General features: G+C 45.5%; 19 protein-coding genes and 1 pseudogene. 13 read left to right on the forward strand and 7 right to left on the reverse strand.

From position 1 onward, the window contains the following. Positions 1-41: 41 nt before the first annotated feature. Together DMI82_RS05050 and DMI82_RS05055 are read right to left on the reverse strand one after the other, a co-directional pair. The gene (locus DMI82_RS05050) at positions 42-686 is read right to left on the reverse strand and encodes a hypothetical protein (protein WP_021652759.1); all 645 of its coding nucleotides are present in this window, start codon (positions 684-686) and stop codon (positions 42-44) included. Between the two features lie 368 nt (positions 687-1,054). Continuing rightward, the gene (locus DMI82_RS05055; RefSeq protein WP_110102711.1) at positions 1,055-1,507 is read right to left on the reverse strand and encodes an Hsp20/alpha crystallin family protein; all 453 of its coding nucleotides are present in this window, start codon (positions 1,505-1,507) and stop codon (positions 1,055-1,057) included. A gap of 516 nt (positions 1,508-2,023) precedes the next feature. On the opposite strand from DMI82_RS05055, the gene DMI82_RS05060 reads away from it, so the two are divergent. Beyond that, positions 2,024-3,655, forward strand: a complete 1,632-nt coding sequence (locus DMI82_RS05060; RefSeq protein ID WP_242981811.1) for a glycoside hydrolase family 36 protein — start codon at positions 2,024-2,026, stop codon at positions 3,653-3,655. Between the two features lie 15 nt (positions 3,656-3,670). Here DMI82_RS05060 and DMI82_RS05065 read toward each other — a convergent pair whose 3' ends face one another. Further along, positions 3,671-4,516 (reverse strand): AraC family transcriptional regulator, encoded by an 846-nt coding sequence (locus tag DMI82_RS05065; RefSeq protein ID WP_110102713.1) that lies wholly within the window; start codon positions 4,514-4,516, stop codon positions 3,671-3,673. Between the two features lie 339 nt (positions 4,517-4,855). Between DMI82_RS05065 and DMI82_RS05070 the strand changes: the two genes are divergently transcribed. Both DMI82_RS05070 and DMI82_RS05075 read left to right on the forward strand, forming a co-directional pair. After that, positions 4,856-5,980: an aldo/keto reductase gene (locus tag DMI82_RS05070; RefSeq protein ID WP_110102714.1), complete on the forward strand. Its 1,125-nt coding sequence runs from the start codon at positions 4,856-4,858 to the stop codon at positions 5,978-5,980. A gap of 49 nt (positions 5,981-6,029) precedes the next feature. Further along, on the forward strand, positions 6,030-7,121 hold the full coding sequence (locus DMI82_RS05075; protein WP_015525523.1) for a PTS transporter subunit IIC: 1,092 nt from the start codon (positions 6,030-6,032) through the stop codon (positions 7,119-7,121). Positions 7,122-7,212: 91 nt separating this feature from the next. On the opposite strand, the gene DMI82_RS05080 is transcribed toward DMI82_RS05075, so the two are convergent. Continuing rightward, the gene (locus DMI82_RS05080) at positions 7,213-8,304 is read right to left on the reverse strand and encodes a DnaJ C-terminal domain-containing protein (protein ID WP_059086226.1); all 1,092 of its coding nucleotides are present in this window, start codon (positions 8,302-8,304) and stop codon (positions 7,213-7,215) included. 365 nt (positions 8,305-8,669) lie between these two features. Here DMI82_RS05080 and DMI82_RS05085 point away from each other — a divergent pair, with 365 nt between their 5' ends. Together DMI82_RS05085 and DMI82_RS05090 are read left to right on the forward strand one after the other, a co-directional pair. Beyond that, a complete protein-coding gene (locus tag DMI82_RS05085; RefSeq protein WP_242981812.1) occupies positions 8,670-9,623 on the forward strand; it encodes an SH3 domain-containing protein in 954 nt (317 codons plus the stop codon). A gap of 77 nt (positions 9,624-9,700) precedes the next feature. Next, a complete protein-coding gene (locus tag DMI82_RS05090) occupies positions 9,701-10,612 on the forward strand; it encodes a LysR family transcriptional regulator (RefSeq protein WP_015525527.1) in 912 nt (303 codons plus the stop codon). Positions 10,613-10,796: 184 nt separating this feature from the next. Here the strand turns inward: DMI82_RS05090 and DMI82_RS05095 are convergent, their stop codons facing one another. Continuing rightward, a complete protein-coding gene (locus DMI82_RS05095; protein ID WP_110102715.1) occupies positions 10,797-11,315 on the reverse strand; it encodes a nitroreductase family protein in 519 nt (172 codons plus the stop codon). A gap of 249 nt (positions 11,316-11,564) precedes the next feature. On the opposite strand from DMI82_RS05095, the gene DMI82_RS05100 reads away from it, so the two are divergent. Beyond that, entirely contained in the window at positions 11,565-11,837 is a 273-nt protein-coding gene (locus DMI82_RS05100; protein ID WP_015525529.1) for an acylphosphatase, read from the forward strand. A 13-nt stretch (positions 11,838-11,850) separates the two neighbouring features. Here the strand turns inward: DMI82_RS05100 and DMI82_RS20640 are convergent, their stop codons facing one another. After that, positions 11,851-12,003 carry a helix-turn-helix domain-containing protein gene (locus tag DMI82_RS20640; protein ID WP_255363779.1) on the reverse strand — a complete coding sequence of 51 codons (153 nt, stop codon included), beginning with the start codon at positions 12,001-12,003 and terminating at the stop codon, positions 11,851-11,853. Between the two features lie 201 nt (positions 12,004-12,204). Between DMI82_RS20640 and DMI82_RS05110 the strand changes: the two genes are divergently transcribed. Beyond that, on the forward strand, positions 12,205-13,335 hold the full coding sequence (locus DMI82_RS05110) for a glycerate kinase family protein (protein WP_110102717.1): 1,131 nt from the start codon (positions 12,205-12,207) through the stop codon (positions 13,333-13,335). A 222-nt stretch (positions 13,336-13,557) separates the two neighbouring features. On the opposite strand, the gene DMI82_RS05115 is transcribed toward DMI82_RS05110, so the two are convergent. Beyond that, positions 13,558-15,351 (reverse strand): flavin reductase, encoded by a 1,794-nt coding sequence (locus DMI82_RS05115; protein WP_110102718.1) that lies wholly within the window; start codon positions 15,349-15,351, stop codon positions 13,558-13,560. Positions 15,352-15,640: 289 nt separating this feature from the next. On the opposite strand from DMI82_RS05115, the gene DMI82_RS05120 reads away from it, so the two are divergent. The 6 genes and pseudogenes from DMI82_RS05120 (at position 15,641) to fabK (ending at position 19,591) form a co-directional block, all read left to right on the forward strand. After that, the gene (locus tag DMI82_RS05120) at positions 15,641-16,279 is read left to right on the forward strand and encodes a Crp/Fnr family transcriptional regulator (RefSeq protein WP_110102719.1); all 639 of its coding nucleotides are present in this window, start codon (positions 15,641-15,643) and stop codon (positions 16,277-16,279) included. Between the two features lie 10 nt (positions 16,280-16,289). Then, positions 16,290-16,391 (forward strand): annotated as a pseudogene (locus tag DMI82_RS05125) (GNAT family N-acetyltransferase); the annotation flags it as partial. Positions 16,392-16,414: 23 nt separating this feature from the next. After that, a complete protein-coding gene (locus DMI82_RS05130) occupies positions 16,415-16,981 on the forward strand; it encodes a class I SAM-dependent methyltransferase (RefSeq protein ID WP_110102720.1) in 567 nt (188 codons plus the stop codon). A 56-nt stretch (positions 16,982-17,037) separates the two neighbouring features. Further along, entirely contained in the window at positions 17,038-17,310 is a 273-nt protein-coding gene (locus DMI82_RS05135; protein WP_110102721.1) for a DUF1294 domain-containing protein, read from the forward strand. A 278-nt stretch (positions 17,311-17,588) separates the two neighbouring features. Further along, the gene (locus DMI82_RS05140; RefSeq protein WP_110102722.1) at positions 17,589-18,554 is read left to right on the forward strand and encodes a beta-ketoacyl-ACP synthase III; all 966 of its coding nucleotides are present in this window, start codon (positions 17,589-17,591) and stop codon (positions 18,552-18,554) included. Positions 18,555-18,646: 92 nt separating this feature from the next. Beyond that, complete coding sequence (fabK, locus tag DMI82_RS05145) at positions 18,647-19,591, forward strand: enoyl-[acyl-carrier-protein] reductase FabK (RefSeq protein WP_110102723.1); 945 nt, start codon at positions 18,647-18,649, stop codon at positions 19,589-19,591. Position 19,592 lies beyond the last annotated feature (1 nt).

Raw genomic sequence — 19,592 nt, forward strand, 5'->3', positions numbered from 1 at the left:
GGTTTTGCTATCCATGGGGGATTCGTTGATTGATCTGAATCTTATAATACAGAATATCCGTAACTGCTGACAATAGCATCGATCTTCTGGCGGTTTTTGCACAGTGGGCAGTTGTCAGAGCGGTAGGAGTGATAGTCCGGGATGTCTCTGGCCTGAAAGATAGAGTGGACAGGGAGTGTGGCTACACTGTCTACACTGCTGTAGATGGCTGCCACGCCGCGGATCTTACCGCCATAGTACAGAACGCTTTCGATAGCTCGGTTCAATGTGGATCCGGTGGTGATGGAACCATTTAGGACGAGGATGTTTTTTCCATTGATCATTGGTTCATAGTTGTCGCGGAAGATCATCTGCCCGGTGCTGTTGAACTCAGGGGTGATGACGTAGATGGTCTGGTGTGCGTTCATGGAAAGGACGCCGGCTTTGGTCAGTTCTTCGGCGAGATAAGCACCGATCACTTCAAGTCCGTCCATGCAGACGATGGTGTCTACCGGAATGGATGCTTCGTAATTTGCTGCGAGAGCGGATGCAATACGCTGTGCTTCAGCGCATCTGGATTTCATAGTAGTGAGATCCAGGTAGTGTGTGATATGGGACTGGGATGTTACGAAGTGTCCCGGAATCATTTTAAGCTGTATGCGGTTGTCAGTGCGTGCATAAATTTTTATGATGTTGTCCTGATCCATAATAAAAACCTCCTGTCGTGATCGTGTTTTACGTGGTTGTTCAGGAGAATTATCCTGAAGGATTACGAAACAGATTTATTTAACCGAATGCGGATTGCAAATATCCGATTAGCTGTGCATATTATACCATTAATTTCAAAAAAATGAAATAATATAATGCAAAATATATAAAAAATATTCAAAAAATCAAGCGTATTTGTTAAAAAATATCCAATATCATGAAAACTTTGACAATAGGATCATTACTATAGAGTGAAAGTACTTGTGAGTACGTAGTAAATTGGAAAGAGAGTGTCATATGTATTATTGCGTATAAAAAAGAGGAGGAGAATCCCTAAGGATCCTCCCCCTGTGAGAGTGAGTCAATATCAGCCTTCAATAGATACATATTTATCAGCTTCAATCTCTTCAGCTGCTTTTTTCGGAATAGAAAGTCTCAGAACACCGTTCTCAAATTTTGCATGGACATCTTCGTTTTTTACACCATTACCAACATAGAAGCTTCTGCTTGTGCTGCCGGCATAACGTTCACGGCGGATATAATTGCCTTTCTTGTCTTCCTCGTCTTTGTCAAGACCCTTGGCAGCGGAGATGGTAAGATAACCATCCTTCAGCTGTACCTGTACTTCATCTTTCTTAAATCCTGGAAGATCTACATCCAGCTCATAGCCTTTATCTGTTTCACGTACATCAGTTTTCATGATATTTTTTGCATGTTTGCCATAAAGAGGGTTCTTTCCGCTAAAGAAATTATCTCTGAATCCAAAATCATCCATCCACTCATCAAATAAGTTTTCTCCAAATACACTCGGGAACATCATAAGTCATTTCTCCTTTCAAATTGAAAAGCCGTTCCGGTGGATCAAGAAATCCAACTGTTGCCGGTATATAGTTACCACTTCGGGTTATTCCGCAGTGGTGATCGTTTGGTTTTATTCTGAACATCTGGAAGTTCTTTTTTATCTTCTCCTTTGTTCTATATGTAATATAACACATGTTGTTAGCAAAGTCAATAGGTGAGTGCTAAAAAATTGTGAAGAATTTGTGTTCCGTAAAATGAAAAAACTAATTTCCACCTTTAGCCCTTTATGCTCTCATATTAAAAAGCGAATCGGACAAGGACTGAAAATCTTATGCAGATTGAACATTCTGCAATGTTATAATAACTTTAAAGCATAGAAAAAACCAAAAAAATCAATATAATAAGGCATATAGACAAAATGTATTAAAAAAATTTTTCGTACATTCTTCTGAGTTGAACAGACGATAGAAAGACAGTATTCATGAGTATGCAGGTAAAGCAAAATGTAAATGAAAAAGTACAGGAGGAGAGAATAATGCAGAAAAAATATGCAGATTTTAAGCTTGGGGTACCGGATTATGTAACAGTGGAAACAGAAGCGGAGAGACTTGTGTGCCAGGGAGGGCAGACGACAGTAGCTGCCGGTGCAACTACTGTGGAATTTCAGGACGCAGGTGAACATGAGGATATATTTGTCACATCCGAGGATGCAGTGAGATGTGTGAAGCTGAGATGGAACTATAAGATCCCGAAATCAGCCAGATTTCTGGGAGATGCCTGGGAACGTACCTATGGTGATGCGGAATGGCATGGAATGAGCGGAAACCGTTATCTGCCATGGTATTTTCTGGCGAAGCTTTCTGAGAAGGTTCTCTGCTTTGGCGTAAAGGTCCGTCCTTCTGCTATGTGCTGTTGGCAGGTGGATACCAAAGGAATTACTTTGTTTCTGGATGTTCGCTGCGGAAATACAGGAGTACAGCTGAAAGGAAGAAAGCTGTGTGCCGCACAGATCGTCTGCATGGAAGCAGAAGGAGCAGATACTTTTGAAACTGCACAGAAATTCTGTGAAAAAATGTGTGCAGATCCGATCTTCCCAGAGTTTCCGGTATATGGAAGCAATAACTGGTACTATGCTTACGGTGACAGCTCCGAAGAGGAGATCTTAAGTGATACCGATTATATCCTGAAACTGACCGAAGGTGTAAAAAATCCTCCGTTCATGGTCATTGATGACTGTTGGCAGGAACATCACCGCTTGGATGAATACAACGGTGGACCATGGACAAAAGGCAATGACAGATTTCCGGATATGAAAGGTCTTGCAGACAAGCTGGAGAAAAAAGGTGTCCGCCCGGGTATCTGGGTCCGTCTGCTTCTTAATGAAGATGAGAATATCCCGAATGAGTGGAGAATTTCCTATAATGACTGTCTCGATCCGTCCCACCCGGATGCACTGGAATATATCCGTAAAGATATCGAGAGGATCTGTGATTGGGGATACACGCTGATCAAGCATGATTTTTCTACCTTTGATCTCTTTGGGAAATGGGGATTTGAGGCGAATTTAAGAGACAATTCCATGGAGAAATGGCATTTTTATGATCAGACCAAAACCAGCGCAGAAATCGTAAAAATGCTTTATCAGGAGATTTATGATGCTTCCCGGAGCAACAACGCAGTGATCATCGGCTGCAATACCATCGGACATCTCGGCGCAGGCCTGATGCATCTGAACCGGACCGGTGACGATACCAGCGGACGTATCTGGGAGCGTACCAGACGAATGGGCGTAAATACGCTGGCATTCCGTCTTCCGCAGCACAATACGTTTTACCATATTGATGCAGACTGTGTCGGTATTTTCGGAATGATCCCATGGGAGAAAAATCGTCAGTGGGCAGACGTTCTTGCAAAGAGCGGTACACCACTGTTTGTATCCGCAAAACCTGGAGTTTTGAATCCGGAGGAATTTGAGGAGCTGCATCAGATCATGCTGCGTGCATCAGAACAGAAAGAGCATTTTGTTCCGATGGACTGGGAAGAAATCGACTGCCCGGAGGTATGGGGAGAAAACGGCGAAACTATCACTTATGACTGGTTTGACAACGAAGGTCCGACCATGGATGCTGCGGTGGAATACTATAATGCCAAGGTAGTTGTTCCGTAAATCAGGAAAAGTGGTTCAGCAATCCAGAAGATCCTCGGCATGATGATATTTTTCCCGGTATTCCCGTGGCGTCATGCCGGTTTCTTTTTTGAAGGCACGGGAAAAGGCAAATGGATTTTGATATCCGCAGGAGAACGCCACGCTGGAGACAGGGATATCCGTGATGGTCAGAAGCTCCCGGGCGTTGATGATCTTGGCTGAAGTCAGGAATGCTTGGGGTGTGGTTCCAAGATGTTTTTTAAAAAGTCCGTAAAGGTGGCTGCGGCTGATATGGAGATAGTCAGCAACATCTGTCACAGTGATATTCTGTAGCGGACTTTTTTTGATGTAATCAACAGCCTGTGTGATGTAAAAATTCTCATTGGATTCCATGGTCGTGTAGGAAGCATGAAATTCTTCCTCCAGCATGGCGATGATCCGGTAAAGACCACTCTGGATATAGGCTTCACTGGAGGGCGTCAGCTGCGGGTGAGTCATCATTTCAAGAATGGTTTCCTGATAGGGAAGAACCGAATTTAGCTGCTGGACCGGAGTTTCTTCAGTAAGATGACAGTGTTCACAAAGTATGGGAGCATTTTCTCCATTGAAGCAGATCCAGATGTAAGTCCAGGGATCAGAAGGTTCCGCTTTGTAGAGAGAACTGGTCATAGGAGGAATGAAAAAGCACTGTCCGGCTTTCAAGGTATATTTCCGGTTGTTCATATAGAAATATCCCTGCCCGCTCAGCACAAAGTGAATGGTGTAATACCGCCGTACACCTGGACCATAGGACTGTTCCGGTGTACATTTTTCCCAGCCGCAGGAAATAAGATGAAGTTCTTTTGACGAAGTCTGGCGGTTCATGACCTGCTTGTTTTTCATGAGAGTTTTCTGCCTTTCGATATATGGTTATTATAAGTAATATCAGTTTAAAATATTTGATCTGAGGTGTAAAGAACAAAGATGAACTGATAGGACAAAAGACAGTTGCCGTGCAATAAACGTGCGGCAGCTGTTTTTTATATCCTGGCGTTGTCTTGACACTTGTAAAAGAAAAAGGTTTACCGCCAGGAAAAATATCGTTATAATAGGAGAAACGCAGTTTTTCTGCGGCAAAAATATAACGGTCCGGGAGATATCTGTGTCAGAAATATTGCTTATCCGGTGATATATCAGATGATATGAGGAATTTTCCGGTATGTAATAAGAAGGGAGAAAGATATGGCATATTTAGGTGAAGAGATCAAAAAACTTGGTTTTGGCCTTATGAGACTTCCGCAGAAATCAGAAGGTGTGATCGATGTGGAGCAGACCAAAGTCATGGTGGACAAATTTATGGAAGCCGGATTTACATATTTTGATACAGCATGGGCTTATGCAGGAAGCGAAGATGCTATCCGCGAAGCGCTGGTAGAGCGTTATCCGAGAGAAAAATATCAGTTAGCCACCAAGATGGCAGCCTGGATCAACTGCAAGACAAGAGATGAAGCTCTTGCACAGTTTAAAACATCTCTGGAGAGAACAAAGGCAGGATATTTCGACTTTTATCTTCTCCACAATCTTGGAGAGCACAGAACAAAATATTTTGATAAGTACGGTTTATGGGACTGGATCCATGAACAGAAGGAAGCCGGTCTGATCAGACATGCAGGATTTTCGTTCCACTCCACACCGGAGGAGCTGGATGCACTTCTCACTGCACATCCGGAAATGGAATTTGTACAGCTGCAGATCAATTACGCAGACTGGGAAAATCCGGTGATCCAGTCAAGAGCCTGCTACGAGGTAGCCAGAAAACATGGAAAACCGGTCATTATCATGGAACCTGTAAAAGGCGGCATGCTTGCAACTCCGCCGGAAGCAGTGGAAAAGCTTCTGAAGGAAGCAGAGCCGGAAGCATCCACAGCATCCTGGGCAATCCGTTTTGCGGCAAATCTGGAAGGCGTGATCACCGTACTTTCCGGAATGAGCAATGTTGCACAGATGGAGGATAACCTTTCCTTTATGAAGGATTTCAATGGCCTTACTGACAGTGAGAAGGAGACTCTTGATAAGGCAAGAGAGGCTATGAGCAAAATTCCTCTGATCCCATGTACAACCTGTAACTACTGTGCAAAGGTCTGTCCGATGGAAATTGGAATTTCCGGTTCTTTTACAGCAATGAATTATCTGACATTGTACGGAAATAAAGCCGCCGCAGCGCATCAGGAAGACTGGCTGGTAGTCAGTCATGGCAGAAAGCGTGCAGATGAATGTATAAAATGCGGACAGTGTGAGGAAGTATGTCCGCAGCATATTTCCATCCGCGAGGAACTTGAGAAAGTAAGCGAGGCTTTTTGCAAATAAAGGAACTGATCCGGCAGGAAGCGGATCAGGGTAAGGAGAGAGTTTAAAAATGGAAAAATTCAAAGCATTTCTAAAACGGAAGGATATCGAGATCTCTCTGAAGAGATATGGTATCGATGCACTGGGAGCTATGGCACAGGGACTTTTCTGTTCCCTGCTGATCGGTACGATCATCAACACCATTGGCACACAGTTTCACATTCCGTTTCTGACTATGGCAGTTGCCACAGTCAATGATACCCAGTATACAGTAGGTTCTCTGGCATCTGCCATGAGCGGCCCTGCCATGGCAGTAGCCATCGGTTACGCCTTGCATTGCCCGCCGCTGGTATTGTTTTCGCTGATCACCGTTGGATTTGCCTCCAACGCACTTGGCGGAGCAGGCGGTCCTCTGGCTGTACTGTTTGTTGCCATTGTTGCAGCTGAGATCGGTAAGGCAGTTTCAAAGGAAACAAAGATCGATATCCTTGTAACGCCTCTTGTAACCATCGGTGTGGGCGTAGGTCTTTCCGCATGGTGGGCACCGGCTCTTGGAAAAGCTGCCATGAAGGTAGGAAGCGTGATCATGTGGGCAACAGATCTGCAGCCATTCTTTATGGGAATCTTGGTTTCTGTATTTGTTGGAATCGCACTAACGCTGCCGATCTCTTCTGCTGCGATCTGCGCGGCTCTGGGACTTACCGGACTGGCAGGCGGCGCTGCAGTAGCGGGCTGCTGTGCGCAGATGGTAGGTTTTGCGGTCATGTCCTTCAGGGAAAACAAATGGGGTGGTCTTGTCTCTCAGGGAATCGGAACTTCCATGCTCCAGATGGGAAATATCGTCAGAAATCCAAGAATCTGGATCGCTCCGATCGTAACATCTGCTATCACAGGACCTATTGCAACCTGCTTGTTCAGGCTTCAGATGAACGGAACTGCTGTATCCTCAGGAATGGGTACCTGCGGTTTTGTAGGTCAGATCGGTGTGTATACAGGATGGATGAATGATATTGCAGAAGGAACCAAGACAGCTGTTACAGCTATGGACTGGGCAGGACTTTTTCTGATCTCTTTTATTCTCCCGGCAGTTCTCTGCCCGTTGATCAATATGTTTGTACGTAAGCTCGGATGGGTGAAAGATGGAGATATGACGCTGTCATAAGCTATATCAGATCTTACTTTAAAATCAAAAAAGAGTATCACAGGAACTCATTGATAGTGATGAGCTTTGTGATACTCTTTTATTTTAACTTTTATGCTACATGTGATCCGGTGGCATTACTCCGTTCCAGTCCACAGGCCTTTGCATATTCATGGAGTTTCTCTTTTGCGGAATAATTCAGATTCTGAGGAACTTGGATCTGAATGGTTACATACTGATCACCGCGGACGGAAGGGTTCTTCATGGAAACAATGCCTTTTCCTCTCAGGCGGATCTTGGAACCGGACTGCATACCTTCCCTGATCTTACAGATAACATTTCCGTAAAGGGTGGGAACGGTGGCTTCACCGCCGAAAACAGCGGTTGTGTAAGGAATAGAAATGGTGGTATAAACATCCGATCCCTTTCGTTCATAGCCAGGACGTGTTCCTACGGTAACCTTCAGAAGAAGGTCACCAGGCTCACCGCCGCCGGTTCCGGGCATGCCTTTTCCTTTCAGACGGATACTCTTGCCGGTATCAATACCTGCCGGAATATGAATCTGAAGTGTCTGCGGTGCACCGGAGCTTCCGTCCGGACCGGACAGAGAGATCCTTTTATCTGCACCAAAAGCTGCCTCATCAAAGGTAACGTTGATGCTGGCCTTCACATCAGAGCCTTTTTGCGGAAAATCCTGTTGATGGAATCCGCCGAAGCCGTTGCCACTGTGAAAGCCACTTCCGCCAAATCCACTGTGAAAGCCGCCACCGTTACCGGTGAAATGCTCATATGTGCCATTGCTGCCGAAACCGCGGCTTTCGCCGTGACTGCCGTGGAACATATTTCCGAAGATATCACCAAAAATATCGTCCATATTTTCACCGTTAAAATGAAATTCTTGATAGCTGCCATTGCCGCCACCCTGGAATCCGCCGAATCCACCGGCACCTGCGCCGGCTCCAGGATCAGCTCCTGCTTCAAATGCGGCATGACCAAACTGATCATACATTTTTTTCTTCTTTGGATCACTTAAGACATCGTAGGCTTCGTTTACTTCTTTAAATTTATCTGCGGCATCTGCATTACCGGCGTTTGTATCCGGATGATATTTTTTGGCCAGTTTACGATAGGCTTTTTTTATTGTTTTTTCATCTGCGTTCCGGTCAATGCCCAGAACATCGTAATAATCTCTTTTTACTGCCATGGTATTCACCTTCCCTTATATTATAGTCTGCAGCGTCCCGGATGATCGATCTGTCCTCTCAGAGGACAGATCTCCCGGACTGTCATATATTGAACGTATGCGTATAAAATTCCCCGGGAAAAATCCCGGGGGCATTACTTTTATCTTGTTCTACATGTAATATAACACTACTAATTAAAAGTGTCAATACCTGCATTGTGGGAAAGAACATTTTGGACTGCAATAAGAGATGTGATTCTTACAGCTATCAGCTGAAAATATGATATAATACTACCATAAATTCCGGTGCGGTCTGCTCAGTAAATAAAAAACAGAGAGAGCCGCAGATCAGAGAAAGATCCAAAAAAGAAAAGGAGGCGTATAATATGAGAAAAAGAACTCTTCTGTCCCATATAAAGGCAGTAAAAAGGCTGGTACTTCTGACACTTATACTGGCAGCAGCTTTTCCGGCGACGATCCGGGAGGCAAAGGCAGCAGCAGGAACCACTTTTAAAGTCAAAGTCACAGATGGATACCTGGCTCTCCGGAGTGAGAAGGCTTTTGACAAAGGCAATGAGATCGGACAGCTGAATACAGGAGATCTTGTGGAAGTTACAAATCGGAAGGACGCTACCTACTGGTATGCATACGTGCCAAGACTGGATAAATCCGGATATCTGGACAAAAACTATATCCAGATAGCAGAGAACGCCACAGCTTCCAACGATTCCTGGACAGTAAAGGTAAAAAAAGGCTATCTGGCTCTTCGAAGTACCGCAGCTTACAATGACAGTAACGAGATCGGACGTCTGAATACCGGAGATGTCGTTCTTGTAAAGGACAGCAGTGATTCTACTTACTGGTACGTATATGCTCCGGGGCTTGATAAATCCGGATATGTGGATAACCGGTATATTTACAACAGTGGTCTGTGGACAGTTAAAGTAGAAACTGGTTATCTTGCCCTTCGCAACAAGGCAGCCTATAATGAAAGCAATGAGATCGGACAGCTGAATACCGGTGACACGGTTCAGGTGAAGGACACCAGCAACGATCAGTACTGGTATGTATATGTTCCGCAGCTGGATAAGACCGGTTATGTTGACAGGAACTATCTTACCGGAGGCTCAGGTACGACAACTCCATCCATGACTGTTAAAGTGGAAAGCGGCTATCTGGCTCTGCGCAGTACAAAGGCGTATGACAAGGACAATGAGATCGCCCAGCTGAATAACGGAGATACGGTAGAAGTCATTGAGAAGAAAGACAGTACTTACTGGTATGTATATGTTCCGAAGCTTGGAAAAGAAGGATATGTAGATAAGAACTACCTTAAATAAAAAGATAAAGGATGCTTGTTGCCGGATCTGCCTGAAGAGGAACAGAAAGCCGGAACAAGAAACGGGGAGGCAGAAAGATGACTCTGGCACAGCTCAGATATACCATAGCAATTGCAAAAGCCGGATCTATGAACGAGGCAGCAAAAAGCCTTTATATTTCTCAGCCCAGTCTTTCCACGGCAATCCGGGAGCTGGAAGCAGAAACCGGTGTTGAGATCTTCCGAAGAACGAACCGAGGAATCGCCGTAACGCCTGCAGGCGAAGAATTTCTGGGGTATGCAAGGCAGGTGGTGGAACAGTACGAATTGATGGAAGCCAAATATATTTCCAAGGAACAGTCACGCAAAAAATTCAGTGTTTCCATGCAGCATTATACCTTTGCAGTTAATGCCTTTGTGGAGCTGGTAAAGCAATTCGGCATGGATGAGTACGAATTTGCGGTCCACGAGACCAAGACGCATCAGGTCATCGAGGATGTCCGTAATTTCAAGAGTGAGATCGGGATCCTCTACGTAAATGATTTTAACCGTAAGGTACTTACAAAAATGTTTCACGAGTATGGTCTGGAGTTTCACGAACTTCTCAACTGTCGGATCTACGTTTATATGTGGAAGGGGCATCCTCTGGCGAAGCGTGAGAAGATCACGCTGGAAGAACTGAAGGAATATCCGTGTCTGTCCTTTGAACAGGGAGGAAATAACTCTTTTTATTTTGCTGAGGAGGTTTTGAGCACCTATGAATACAAACGGCTGATCAAAGCCGATGACAGGGCTACTATGCTGAACCTGATGGTAGGACTGAATGGATATACCTTATGCTCCGGTATTATCTGTGAGGATCTTAATGGTTCCGATTACTGTGCTGTGAAGCTGGATTCCGATGAGATCATGACAATCGGTTATGTTGCCAGAAAGGGTGTTAACATCAGTGCCCTTGGGAAAAAATATCTGGAGGAGATTTCCAGATATAAGGATAAAGCACTGAAATAAGAGAAAATAAAATCTGACAGATCACTGCCGGAGAAGACGGGAAAAGCTTCTGGTATTTATGATACCGGAGGGGTGTTTCCCTGTGTATTCTCAGATACGTAGCGATGCGTATCATGCAGGAATCTGTCAGATTTTTATTTACATTAAAAGTTTTTGGCAGTGGAAATTTTATTCTGCAAGCCGATCACACACGGATCACAAAACCATCCTTACGCGGTTTGGCTGTTGGATACTCACAGTCACGGTATCCAAGAACACAGTGGCCTACGCCGATATATTCCTCTGGAACACCCCACTGCTTCTTCAGCTCTTTTCCTTCCTCGGAGTCAAAAACTTCTTTTGCACGGTGAATCCAGCAGGAGTCCACGCCGAGAGCATGTGCGGCATTCATGAGATTTCCCATCACAAGACTTCCGTTTTCCACACAGGTGCCCATTTTGCTGTCGGAAAAGACAATGATCACAGTTGGGGCGCCGTAGAACGGATCTGAGGTGCTGCCCATAACAGCTGCGTTCATTTTGGAAAGCCTTGCAACCAGCTCCGGATCCTGTGTCACTACCATAAGAGTGCTCTGCTGTCCCATGCCGCTGGGGGAATATTCTCCCGCTTCCAGGATCGTATCCAGAGTTTCTTTCGGAACAAGCTCTTTTTTGTAGGCGCGGATGCTTCTGCGCTCTAACAGATTTTTGATGCTTTCATTCATGATCATTACCTCCTGATGTTAAATTTTGTTGAAAATATTTTCTGCAAAAGAAAGTAAATTTCTTTTTATTCTGATAAAAACCATTATAACGCAGATGATTATAGTTTCCAATAGATAGAAGGATATAACTTTACAATTTATAAAGAAATATTATATAATCTGGTTATGATATTCCTGCGGCGGATGCGGGAGAATTTCGGGTGGAGATACAGAGACAGAATAGTTAAGACAGAAAATATGAGGTGCCAGATGGAAAAGATTCGGAAACATTTTTATTTTTCAGGAAGAGTACAGGGAGTAGGCTTTCGTTACCGCTCCTATTATATTGCACAGTCCATGGGACTGACCGGCTGGGTACGGAATCTCTGGGATGATCGTGTGGAAATGGAAGTACAGGGAACCAGAGAAGAAATCCGGGAGATGGTAGAGCGCCTTTCTCAGCAGAGCTTTGTGGAGATCGAGGGGATTGAAGCAAGGGAAATCCCACTGGAGGAGGAGTTTGGCTTTCATGTGAGAGAATAGTGAAATAGCCGGTTCATTCCAGCTCCAGTGCCAGATACAACAGAACAGCGTCCCGGAATTTTCGGGGATTGAGACCACATTTTTTATAAATGTGGTTTAATTTATATTGAAGAGTATTTTTGTGGAGAAAAAGCTTCTCTGCGGCATCAGCCAGAGACATTTCCAGGGAAAAATAAGTTCACAGAAGGTTCTTTTCATCCGGGGACAGCTGATAACCAAACAGCAGAACAGTTATTTGGCTGCAGAGCTGCGCAGAAAATATCCGCCTGACACGTAAATGAACATTTCACGTTTCCGGTACACGGAATGATAGAACGGAGAGTACGGATATCAGCTTTACATAAAAATCATACAGGAGGAAAATAAAATGAAGGTAGTAACAGCGATCGATTCTTTTAAGGGCAGTATGACATCCATGGAGGCAGGCTTTGCAGCTGCTGAAGGTATCCATCGTGTGGATGCGGACGCAGAAGTTCAGGTAAGACCACTGGCAGACGGTGGAGAGGGAACCGTGGAAGCCCTTGTCGCAGGAATGAACGGAAAAACAGAGCACGTAAAGGTTACGGGGCCTCTTGGCGAGCCGGTGATCTGTGAGTATGGCATCATCGAAAGCACAAAGACTGCAGTGATCGAAATGGCTGGTGCAGCAGGGATCACGCAGGTGCCGGACGAAAAAAGAAATCCTCTTTATACCACAACCTACGGTGTCGGTGAGGTGATCAAGGACGCCATCGAAAAAAGCTGCCGCAGATTTATTGTGGGTATCGGCGGAAGCGCCACCAATGACGGTGGTGTGGGAATGCTTCAGGCACTTGGCTATGCATTTCTGGATAAAAACGGAAAGCAGGTCCTTCCGGGAGCAAGAGGCCTGAAAGACATCACAGAGATCACAGATGCCTATGTGATCCCGGAGCTTGCAGAATGTAAATTTCGTGTTGCCTGCGATGTCACAAATCCTCTTTGCGGAGAGCTTGGATGCAGTTCCATCTACGGACCGCAGAAGGGTGCTACGCCGGAGATGATCCAGGACATGGATCAGTGGCTGGGTGCTTACGCAGAGCTTGCAAAGGAGCGTTTTCCGAAAGCAGATGCAAAGTATCCGGGAACAGGTGCTGCCGGCGGAATGGGATTTGCATTCCTGACCTTTACCGATGCAGTCCTGGAATCCGGGATCAACATCGTGCTGGATGAGACAAAACTTGAGGACTACATCAAAGACGCGGATCTTGTGATCACAGGTGAGGGACGTATGGATGGACAGACAGCCATGGGAAAAGCGCCGGTAGGTGTTGCAAAGCTTGCAAAGAAATATGGCAAAAAAGTGATCGCCTTTGCAGGTGCCGTACAGCGTGACGCAAGAGCCTGCAACGATGCAGGGATCGATGCCTTTTTCCCGATCCTCCGCGGAGTGGTAACTCTGGAGGAGGCCATGAAAAATGAGAATGCAAAGCAGAATCTGGCAGATACTGCAGAGCAGGTTATCAGACTGATGAAATAAATGAAAGACATATAATCCGTAAATTTCAGGATTCCTGCAGAAATACAGAGCGTGAGTGTCTGATCTGCTGTAAGAATAAATTTGGTGAAAGACGCTGAGAAGACATTGGATGATAATACAAAAAAGACAGGCAACCTCAGAAGCCTGTCTTTTTTGTGGTTTATAATTTGTAAAAATAAGGGAGCTGTAACCGGATTAAATCAATTTATGGGGATTTCAGTCTTATCCTTCGATCGGCTCAAAATCCACAGCGCCATGCTTGCACAGCGGGCAGATGATATCTTCCGGAAGTTCATCGCCTTCATAGATGTATCCGCAGACTTTGCATACCCAGCCTTTTTTGCCTTCGGTCTGTGGCTTTGGCTTTACATGTTTCTGGTAGTAGGTGTAAGTCATGGTATCCTGATCGCTCATGACACGGGCCTCTGTGACGCTGCAGATGAACATTCCGTGAGTGCCGAGATCCACATAGTTTTCTACCTTCAGGGACATGAAAGCATTGATATATTTGTCCAGGAATACCAGGCCGTTGTCGGAGTGGTTTACTTTCTGTCCGGCAAATTTATCGGTGCTTCTGCCGGACTGGAAGCCGAACTGCTCAAAAACAGAGAACGGAGCATCTGTGGACAGGCAGTTTACGTTCATGATACCGGTCTGCTGGATCACGTGGTGAGAGTAGTTTGCCTTGTTGATGTTGACAGCCACGCGATATGGGTTGTCGGTAAGCTGTGTAACGGTATTGACGATCAGACCGTTGTCCTTTTTGCCATCGTTGGAGGTTACCACATAGAGGCCGTAACCGATGCGGAACAGAGCAGTCATATCATTCTTGTTGGCAAGATCATCGCTTTTTGCAATGTATTCCTGGCAGAGCTCATCAGCCATAGCTTCCATCTGCCTGCGGTTTTCTTCGTTTACTGCAGACATGATCTTAACTGTGGTATTCAGCCAGCTGATCTTTTTGCATTTGGAAAGCATTTCTTTCATAACCTTCGCTGCCAGCGGTGCCCAGGTTCCGTTTTCAATCAGTCCTACCGTGCGGTTCTGGAAGTTGTGCTCTGTCAGTCGGGTAATAAAGTCGTTCATAAACGGATAGATGCCTGCATTATATGTGGTGGTTGCGAGAACCAGCTTGGAGTAACGGAAAGCATCGCTCAGTGCCTGGGACATATCGTCTCTTGCAAGATCATAGACAACAACGTTTGGACATCCTTTGCTGCGGAATTTATCGGCCAGCTGCTGAACGGCCATTTTTGTATGACCGTATACGGAAGTGTAGGCGATCACGATTCCGTCATCCTCCGGTGTATAGGAAGACCAGGTATCATAGAGACTGATATAATGTCCAAGATCTTCAGTAAGAACCGGTCCGTGGAGCGGGCAGATGGTCTGGATATCCAGAGTTGCGGCTACTTTCAGAAGATTCTGCACCTGCACACCATATTTTCCAACGATGCCTATATAGTATCTTCTTGCCTCATCGTCCCATGGTTCATCTGCATCCAGGGCACCGAATTTTCCGAAGCCGTCTGCGGAAAAAAGAACCTTTTCTGTGCTGTCATAAGTGACCATAACCTCCGGCCAGTGAACCATCGGTGCAAATACAAAAGTCAGATTGTGTTTTCCAAGGGAAAGGGTTCCGCCGTTATCTACGATGATCTGATGACTTTCCAGATCCAGGTCAAAGAAATTCTGCATCATGGCGAAGGCCTTTTTGTTGGAAACAACGATGGTGTCCGGATAAGCCTTCAGGAAGTTTGCGATGTTGGCTGCATGATCCGGTTCCATATGCTGTACGATCAGATAATCCGGTTTCCGGTCACCCAGAACTTTCTGGATATTATCAAGCCATTCGTGAGTAAAATTTGCATCTACCGTATCCATAACCGCAATTTTTTCGTCCAGGATCACATAGGAGTTGTAGGACATGCCGTTCGGCACTTTGTACTGGCCTTCAAAAAGGTCAACCTGATGATCATTAACGCCTACATATTTGATGGTATCTGTGATTTTCATGAGCGATTCCTCTTTTCTTTCTATGGTGGATTTATTTATATGCTTCAGGTTTTGTTTGTTTCTTAACTTTGATAAAAATATAACAGAAATCGACAACAAAAACTGTTGCAAATACAACAAAACAGAAAAAATTCCAGACTTTACATTTTTTTCGTGCTGGTATAAAATCAGAAACATGCAGCAAAATAAAATACGGATATCTGCTTTGAGAGTCCTCTTACATAGTCCTGGATGCAGAGAGAAAAGTACAGATATGCGGAAGATTATTTTGCCGGTGGGAGGAAAATTTATGGAGCATATCACTTTATTTACGGATATTTTGCCCGAAGAACAGGAAAGGATGCGTGTCTGCTTCAAAGTCCGGGAGAAAGTTTTTCAGAATGGAGAAACCATAATGGAATATTCCAGCTCCATGAAAAAGATCGGTCTGATCCAGGAGGGAAGAGCAGTTCTCTACTGCTGTGACGAGGATGGAAATGAGTATGTCATCGATGAATTGAATAAGGACAGTGTATTTGGCGAACCGTTTCTGCTTTCGTCAGATTCCCAGCATTATTATGTATGTGCCACTACCGTGACGAAAGTGCTGTTTATTGATTATGAGCATGTGATCAAGCGCTGTGAAAATGCCTGTCATCATCACAGCCAGATGGTCAGTAATCTGCTGCAGATGACGGCCCTTCGTTCCGGACAGCAGACAGATCGGATATACATGCTTTCACGATCCTCCACCAGGAAGAAGCTGATAGCCTATCTGCATTCTCTGGCTGCGGAAAAAAATGCCGGGAAATTCAAGCTGCCCATGTCCTATACCGCACTGGCCCAGTACTTAAGTGTGGACCGGAGTGCCATGATGCGGGAGATCAAAAATCTCTCGGATGAGGGTGTGATCCGAAGAGACGGACGGAATGTGGAGCTGCTTAAATAAAGAAGATCATCATGAGAGACTTGGATTTATCCAGCTTGGCGTGATCCCGAAGGGGTTCCGTATGAAGGACGGACATTATGAGGATATCTGTCCGTATTATCATGAACTGTAAGAGAATTTTGAAAGGATTTTTAAATGAAAAATCTTCAGATCACTGCATACACGCAGCATTTTATACGGCAGCAGGTCATGCCGGGAGACATTTGTATCGATGCAACAATGGGAAATGGCAATGACACGGCTCTGTTAAGCCAGCTTGCAGGAAAAAGGGGACGGGTTCTGGCTTTTGACATTCAGAAGCAGGCACTGGAACATACGGAGGAGCGCCTGAAAAGAGATAACTGTCCGGAAAATTATCAGCTTCTTCTGGAATCCCATGAGAATATGGACGTTTATGCAGAAGCAGAAACAGTGTCCTGCATCACCTTTAATCTGGGATATCTTCCCGGCGGAGACCATTCGGTGGCAACCAGAGCAGACAGCAGCAAAAGAGCGGTGGAAAGCGGACTTAAGCTTCTGAAAAAAGGCGGACTTATGACACTTTGCATTTACAGTGGCGGGGATACGGGATATCAGGAACGGGATGAGATGCTTGTGTTTATCCGTCAGCTGGATCCCCATAAATATCTGGTGATCCTGTCGGAATATGCAAACCGGCCCAATGATCCGCCCATACCGGTGCTGATCATCAAACTGCAATGAAGACATAAATCGGTTACTGTCCGAAATACAGGACACAGATCCTGGAGGGAGCTATCATGAATGATTACATATATTATTATCTGCTTGCAGTCAATATCCTGGCCTTTGTGCTTTTTGGAGTTGACAAGCAGAAAGCACGTCGTAATAAATGGCGGATCCCGGAGAAGACCCTGATCTTAAGTGCTGTCATCGGTGGCAGCGTCGGGGCGATCCTTGGCATGAGATTTTTTCACCACAAAACCCGAAAAGCCAGATTTGCAATTGGTGTACCGGTGATACTGCTGGTGCAGGTTGGTGTAGTGTGCCTGGTACAGTGGGCAATGAAGTAAAACTATGAATGCAATAACTATAAATGCAATAACCATAAATACAATACCTGTCTGAAAAAAACAAGACAGCTGTCACAGGACAGAGGAGAGACCAATACTCCACGCCTGGGGCAGCTGTTATTTTTTTTCATAAAAGGATGCTCAAAAATTCCTTCTTGACAAATACTTTTATGATGATATAATTTGATAATCAAAATATTTTAAGATAAAAGATAATTCAGAGAACAGCAGTACAGATTTATACAGACTGATTTAAGACAGATATCATGGAGAAAAATATGACAGGTAAAATATGCGGAACCGGTTCCTGGGCACCGGACAGAGTGTGGGATAACAACGATCTGGCAAAGAGGGTGGAAACCAGTGATCAGTGGATCCGGGAAAGAACCGGTGTGGTACAGAGACATATTGCAAAAGAGGACGAAGATACTGTGACGATGGCAGCGGGGGCAGCATTAAGAGCTCTGGAAGACGCAGAAATGAAGGCAGAAGAGATCGATCTGATCCTTGTGGCAACCATTTCTCCAACAGAGATCATGCCCTGTGTGGCATGTGGGGTGCAGGAGCGGCTCGGAGCGGAAAATGCTACCTGCTTTGATCTGAACGGCGCCTGCACAGGATCTCTTCTGGCACTGAACACTGCGCAGGCATATCTGGCCCAGGGGATATACAGGAATGTCCTTGTGATCGGTGCGGAAAAACTGTCCGGTTTAACGGACTGGACAGATCGCGGCACCTGCATTCTTTTCGGAGATGGTGCAGGAGCAGTCGTACTGAGAGCAGAAGAGGGTGGAAGCTATGCACAGGTAACCCATTCCATCGGAAAAAAAGGCGGTGCACTTACCTTACAGAGCAGAAATCAGATCCGCTATGAAAATGATCCGAAGGCAAAGGAAACCTACATACAGATGAACGGAAAGGAAGTGTTCAGCTTTGCCGTGAGCAAGGTACCGGAGGCTGTGAAGGAGCTTCTTTCCCGAGAGCAGGTTTCCTGTGAAGATATCAGTTATTATCTTCTCCATCAGGCAAATGAGCGGATCATCCGTTCCGCAGCAAGGCGGCTGGGCGAAGACATTTCCAAGTTCCCTATGAATATGGACAGATACGGCAATACTTCTTCCGCAAGTCTTCTTATCCTCCTGGATGAGATGAAAAAAAGCGGAAAACTGCAGCGGGGTGACAGACTGGTCCTTGCAGGCTTCGGCGGCGGACTGACGTATGGAGCAAGCCTGATCGAGTATTAAAGCCCCTGTTAATGGAATGTTGAAAATAAGAGTGGAACCAAATAAACCGCGGATGCTTTTATCCGCTTGATTTAATTTTCCGGAGGTAAAAGATGAAAACAAGAGTTACAGAATTACTTGGTATTGAATATCCTATCATCCAGGGCGGTATGGCCTGGGTGGCAGATCATCACATTGCGGCAGCAGTATCCGAGGCAGGCGGCCTGGGACTGATCGCAGCTGCAAATGCACCGGCAGAGTGGGTACGTGAGCAGATCCGTGAGGCGAAAAAACTGACAGATAAGCCTTTTGGTGTAAACATCATGCTGATGAGTCCAAGTGCCGATGAGGTTGCGAAGATCGTAGTAGAAGAAGGAATCAAGGTAGTAACAACCGGTGCCGGAAGCCCGGAAAAATACATGGAAGCATGGAAAGCTGCCGGAGTAAAGGTGATCCCGGTCGTTGCATCTGTAGCTCTTGCAAGAAGAATGGAGCGCTGTGGCGCAGATGCAGTGGTAGCAGAGGGAACCGAGTCCGGCGGACATATCGGTGAGACAACCACCATGGCGCTGGTACCGCAGGTGGTGGATGCAGTAAAGATCCCGGTAATTGCAGCAGGTGGAATTGCAGACGGTCGTGGGATCGCGGCAGCCTTTATGCTGGGTGCAGAAGCCGTACAGATGGGAACCCGATTTGTGGCAACAGAGGAATGTCACGTACATGAGAACTACAAACAGTTCCTTCTGAAAGCCAGAGATATCGACACAAGAGTAACCGGCCGTACCACAGGTCATCCGGTCCGTACCTTAAGAAACCCTATGACAAAGGAATATCTGGAGAAAGAAGCAGCAGGCGCATCCTTTGAAGAACTGGAAATGCTGACACTTGGTGGTCTCAGGAAGGCTGTTGTTGACGGCGATGTAAAAACCGGAAGCGTTATGTCCGGACAGATCGCAGGTATGGTAAAGGATGTACCGACCTGTAAGGAGCTGATGGCAAGACTGATCAGAGAGACAAAAGAGACTGTAAAGAAAAACAGCTTTCTTGTGGAGGAATAAT

Source organism: Blautia sp. BCRC 81119, assembly GCF_003184505.1.
Taxonomy (GTDB): Bacteria; Bacillota; Clostridia; order Lachnospirales; family Lachnospiraceae; genus Blautia_A; species Blautia_A fusiformis.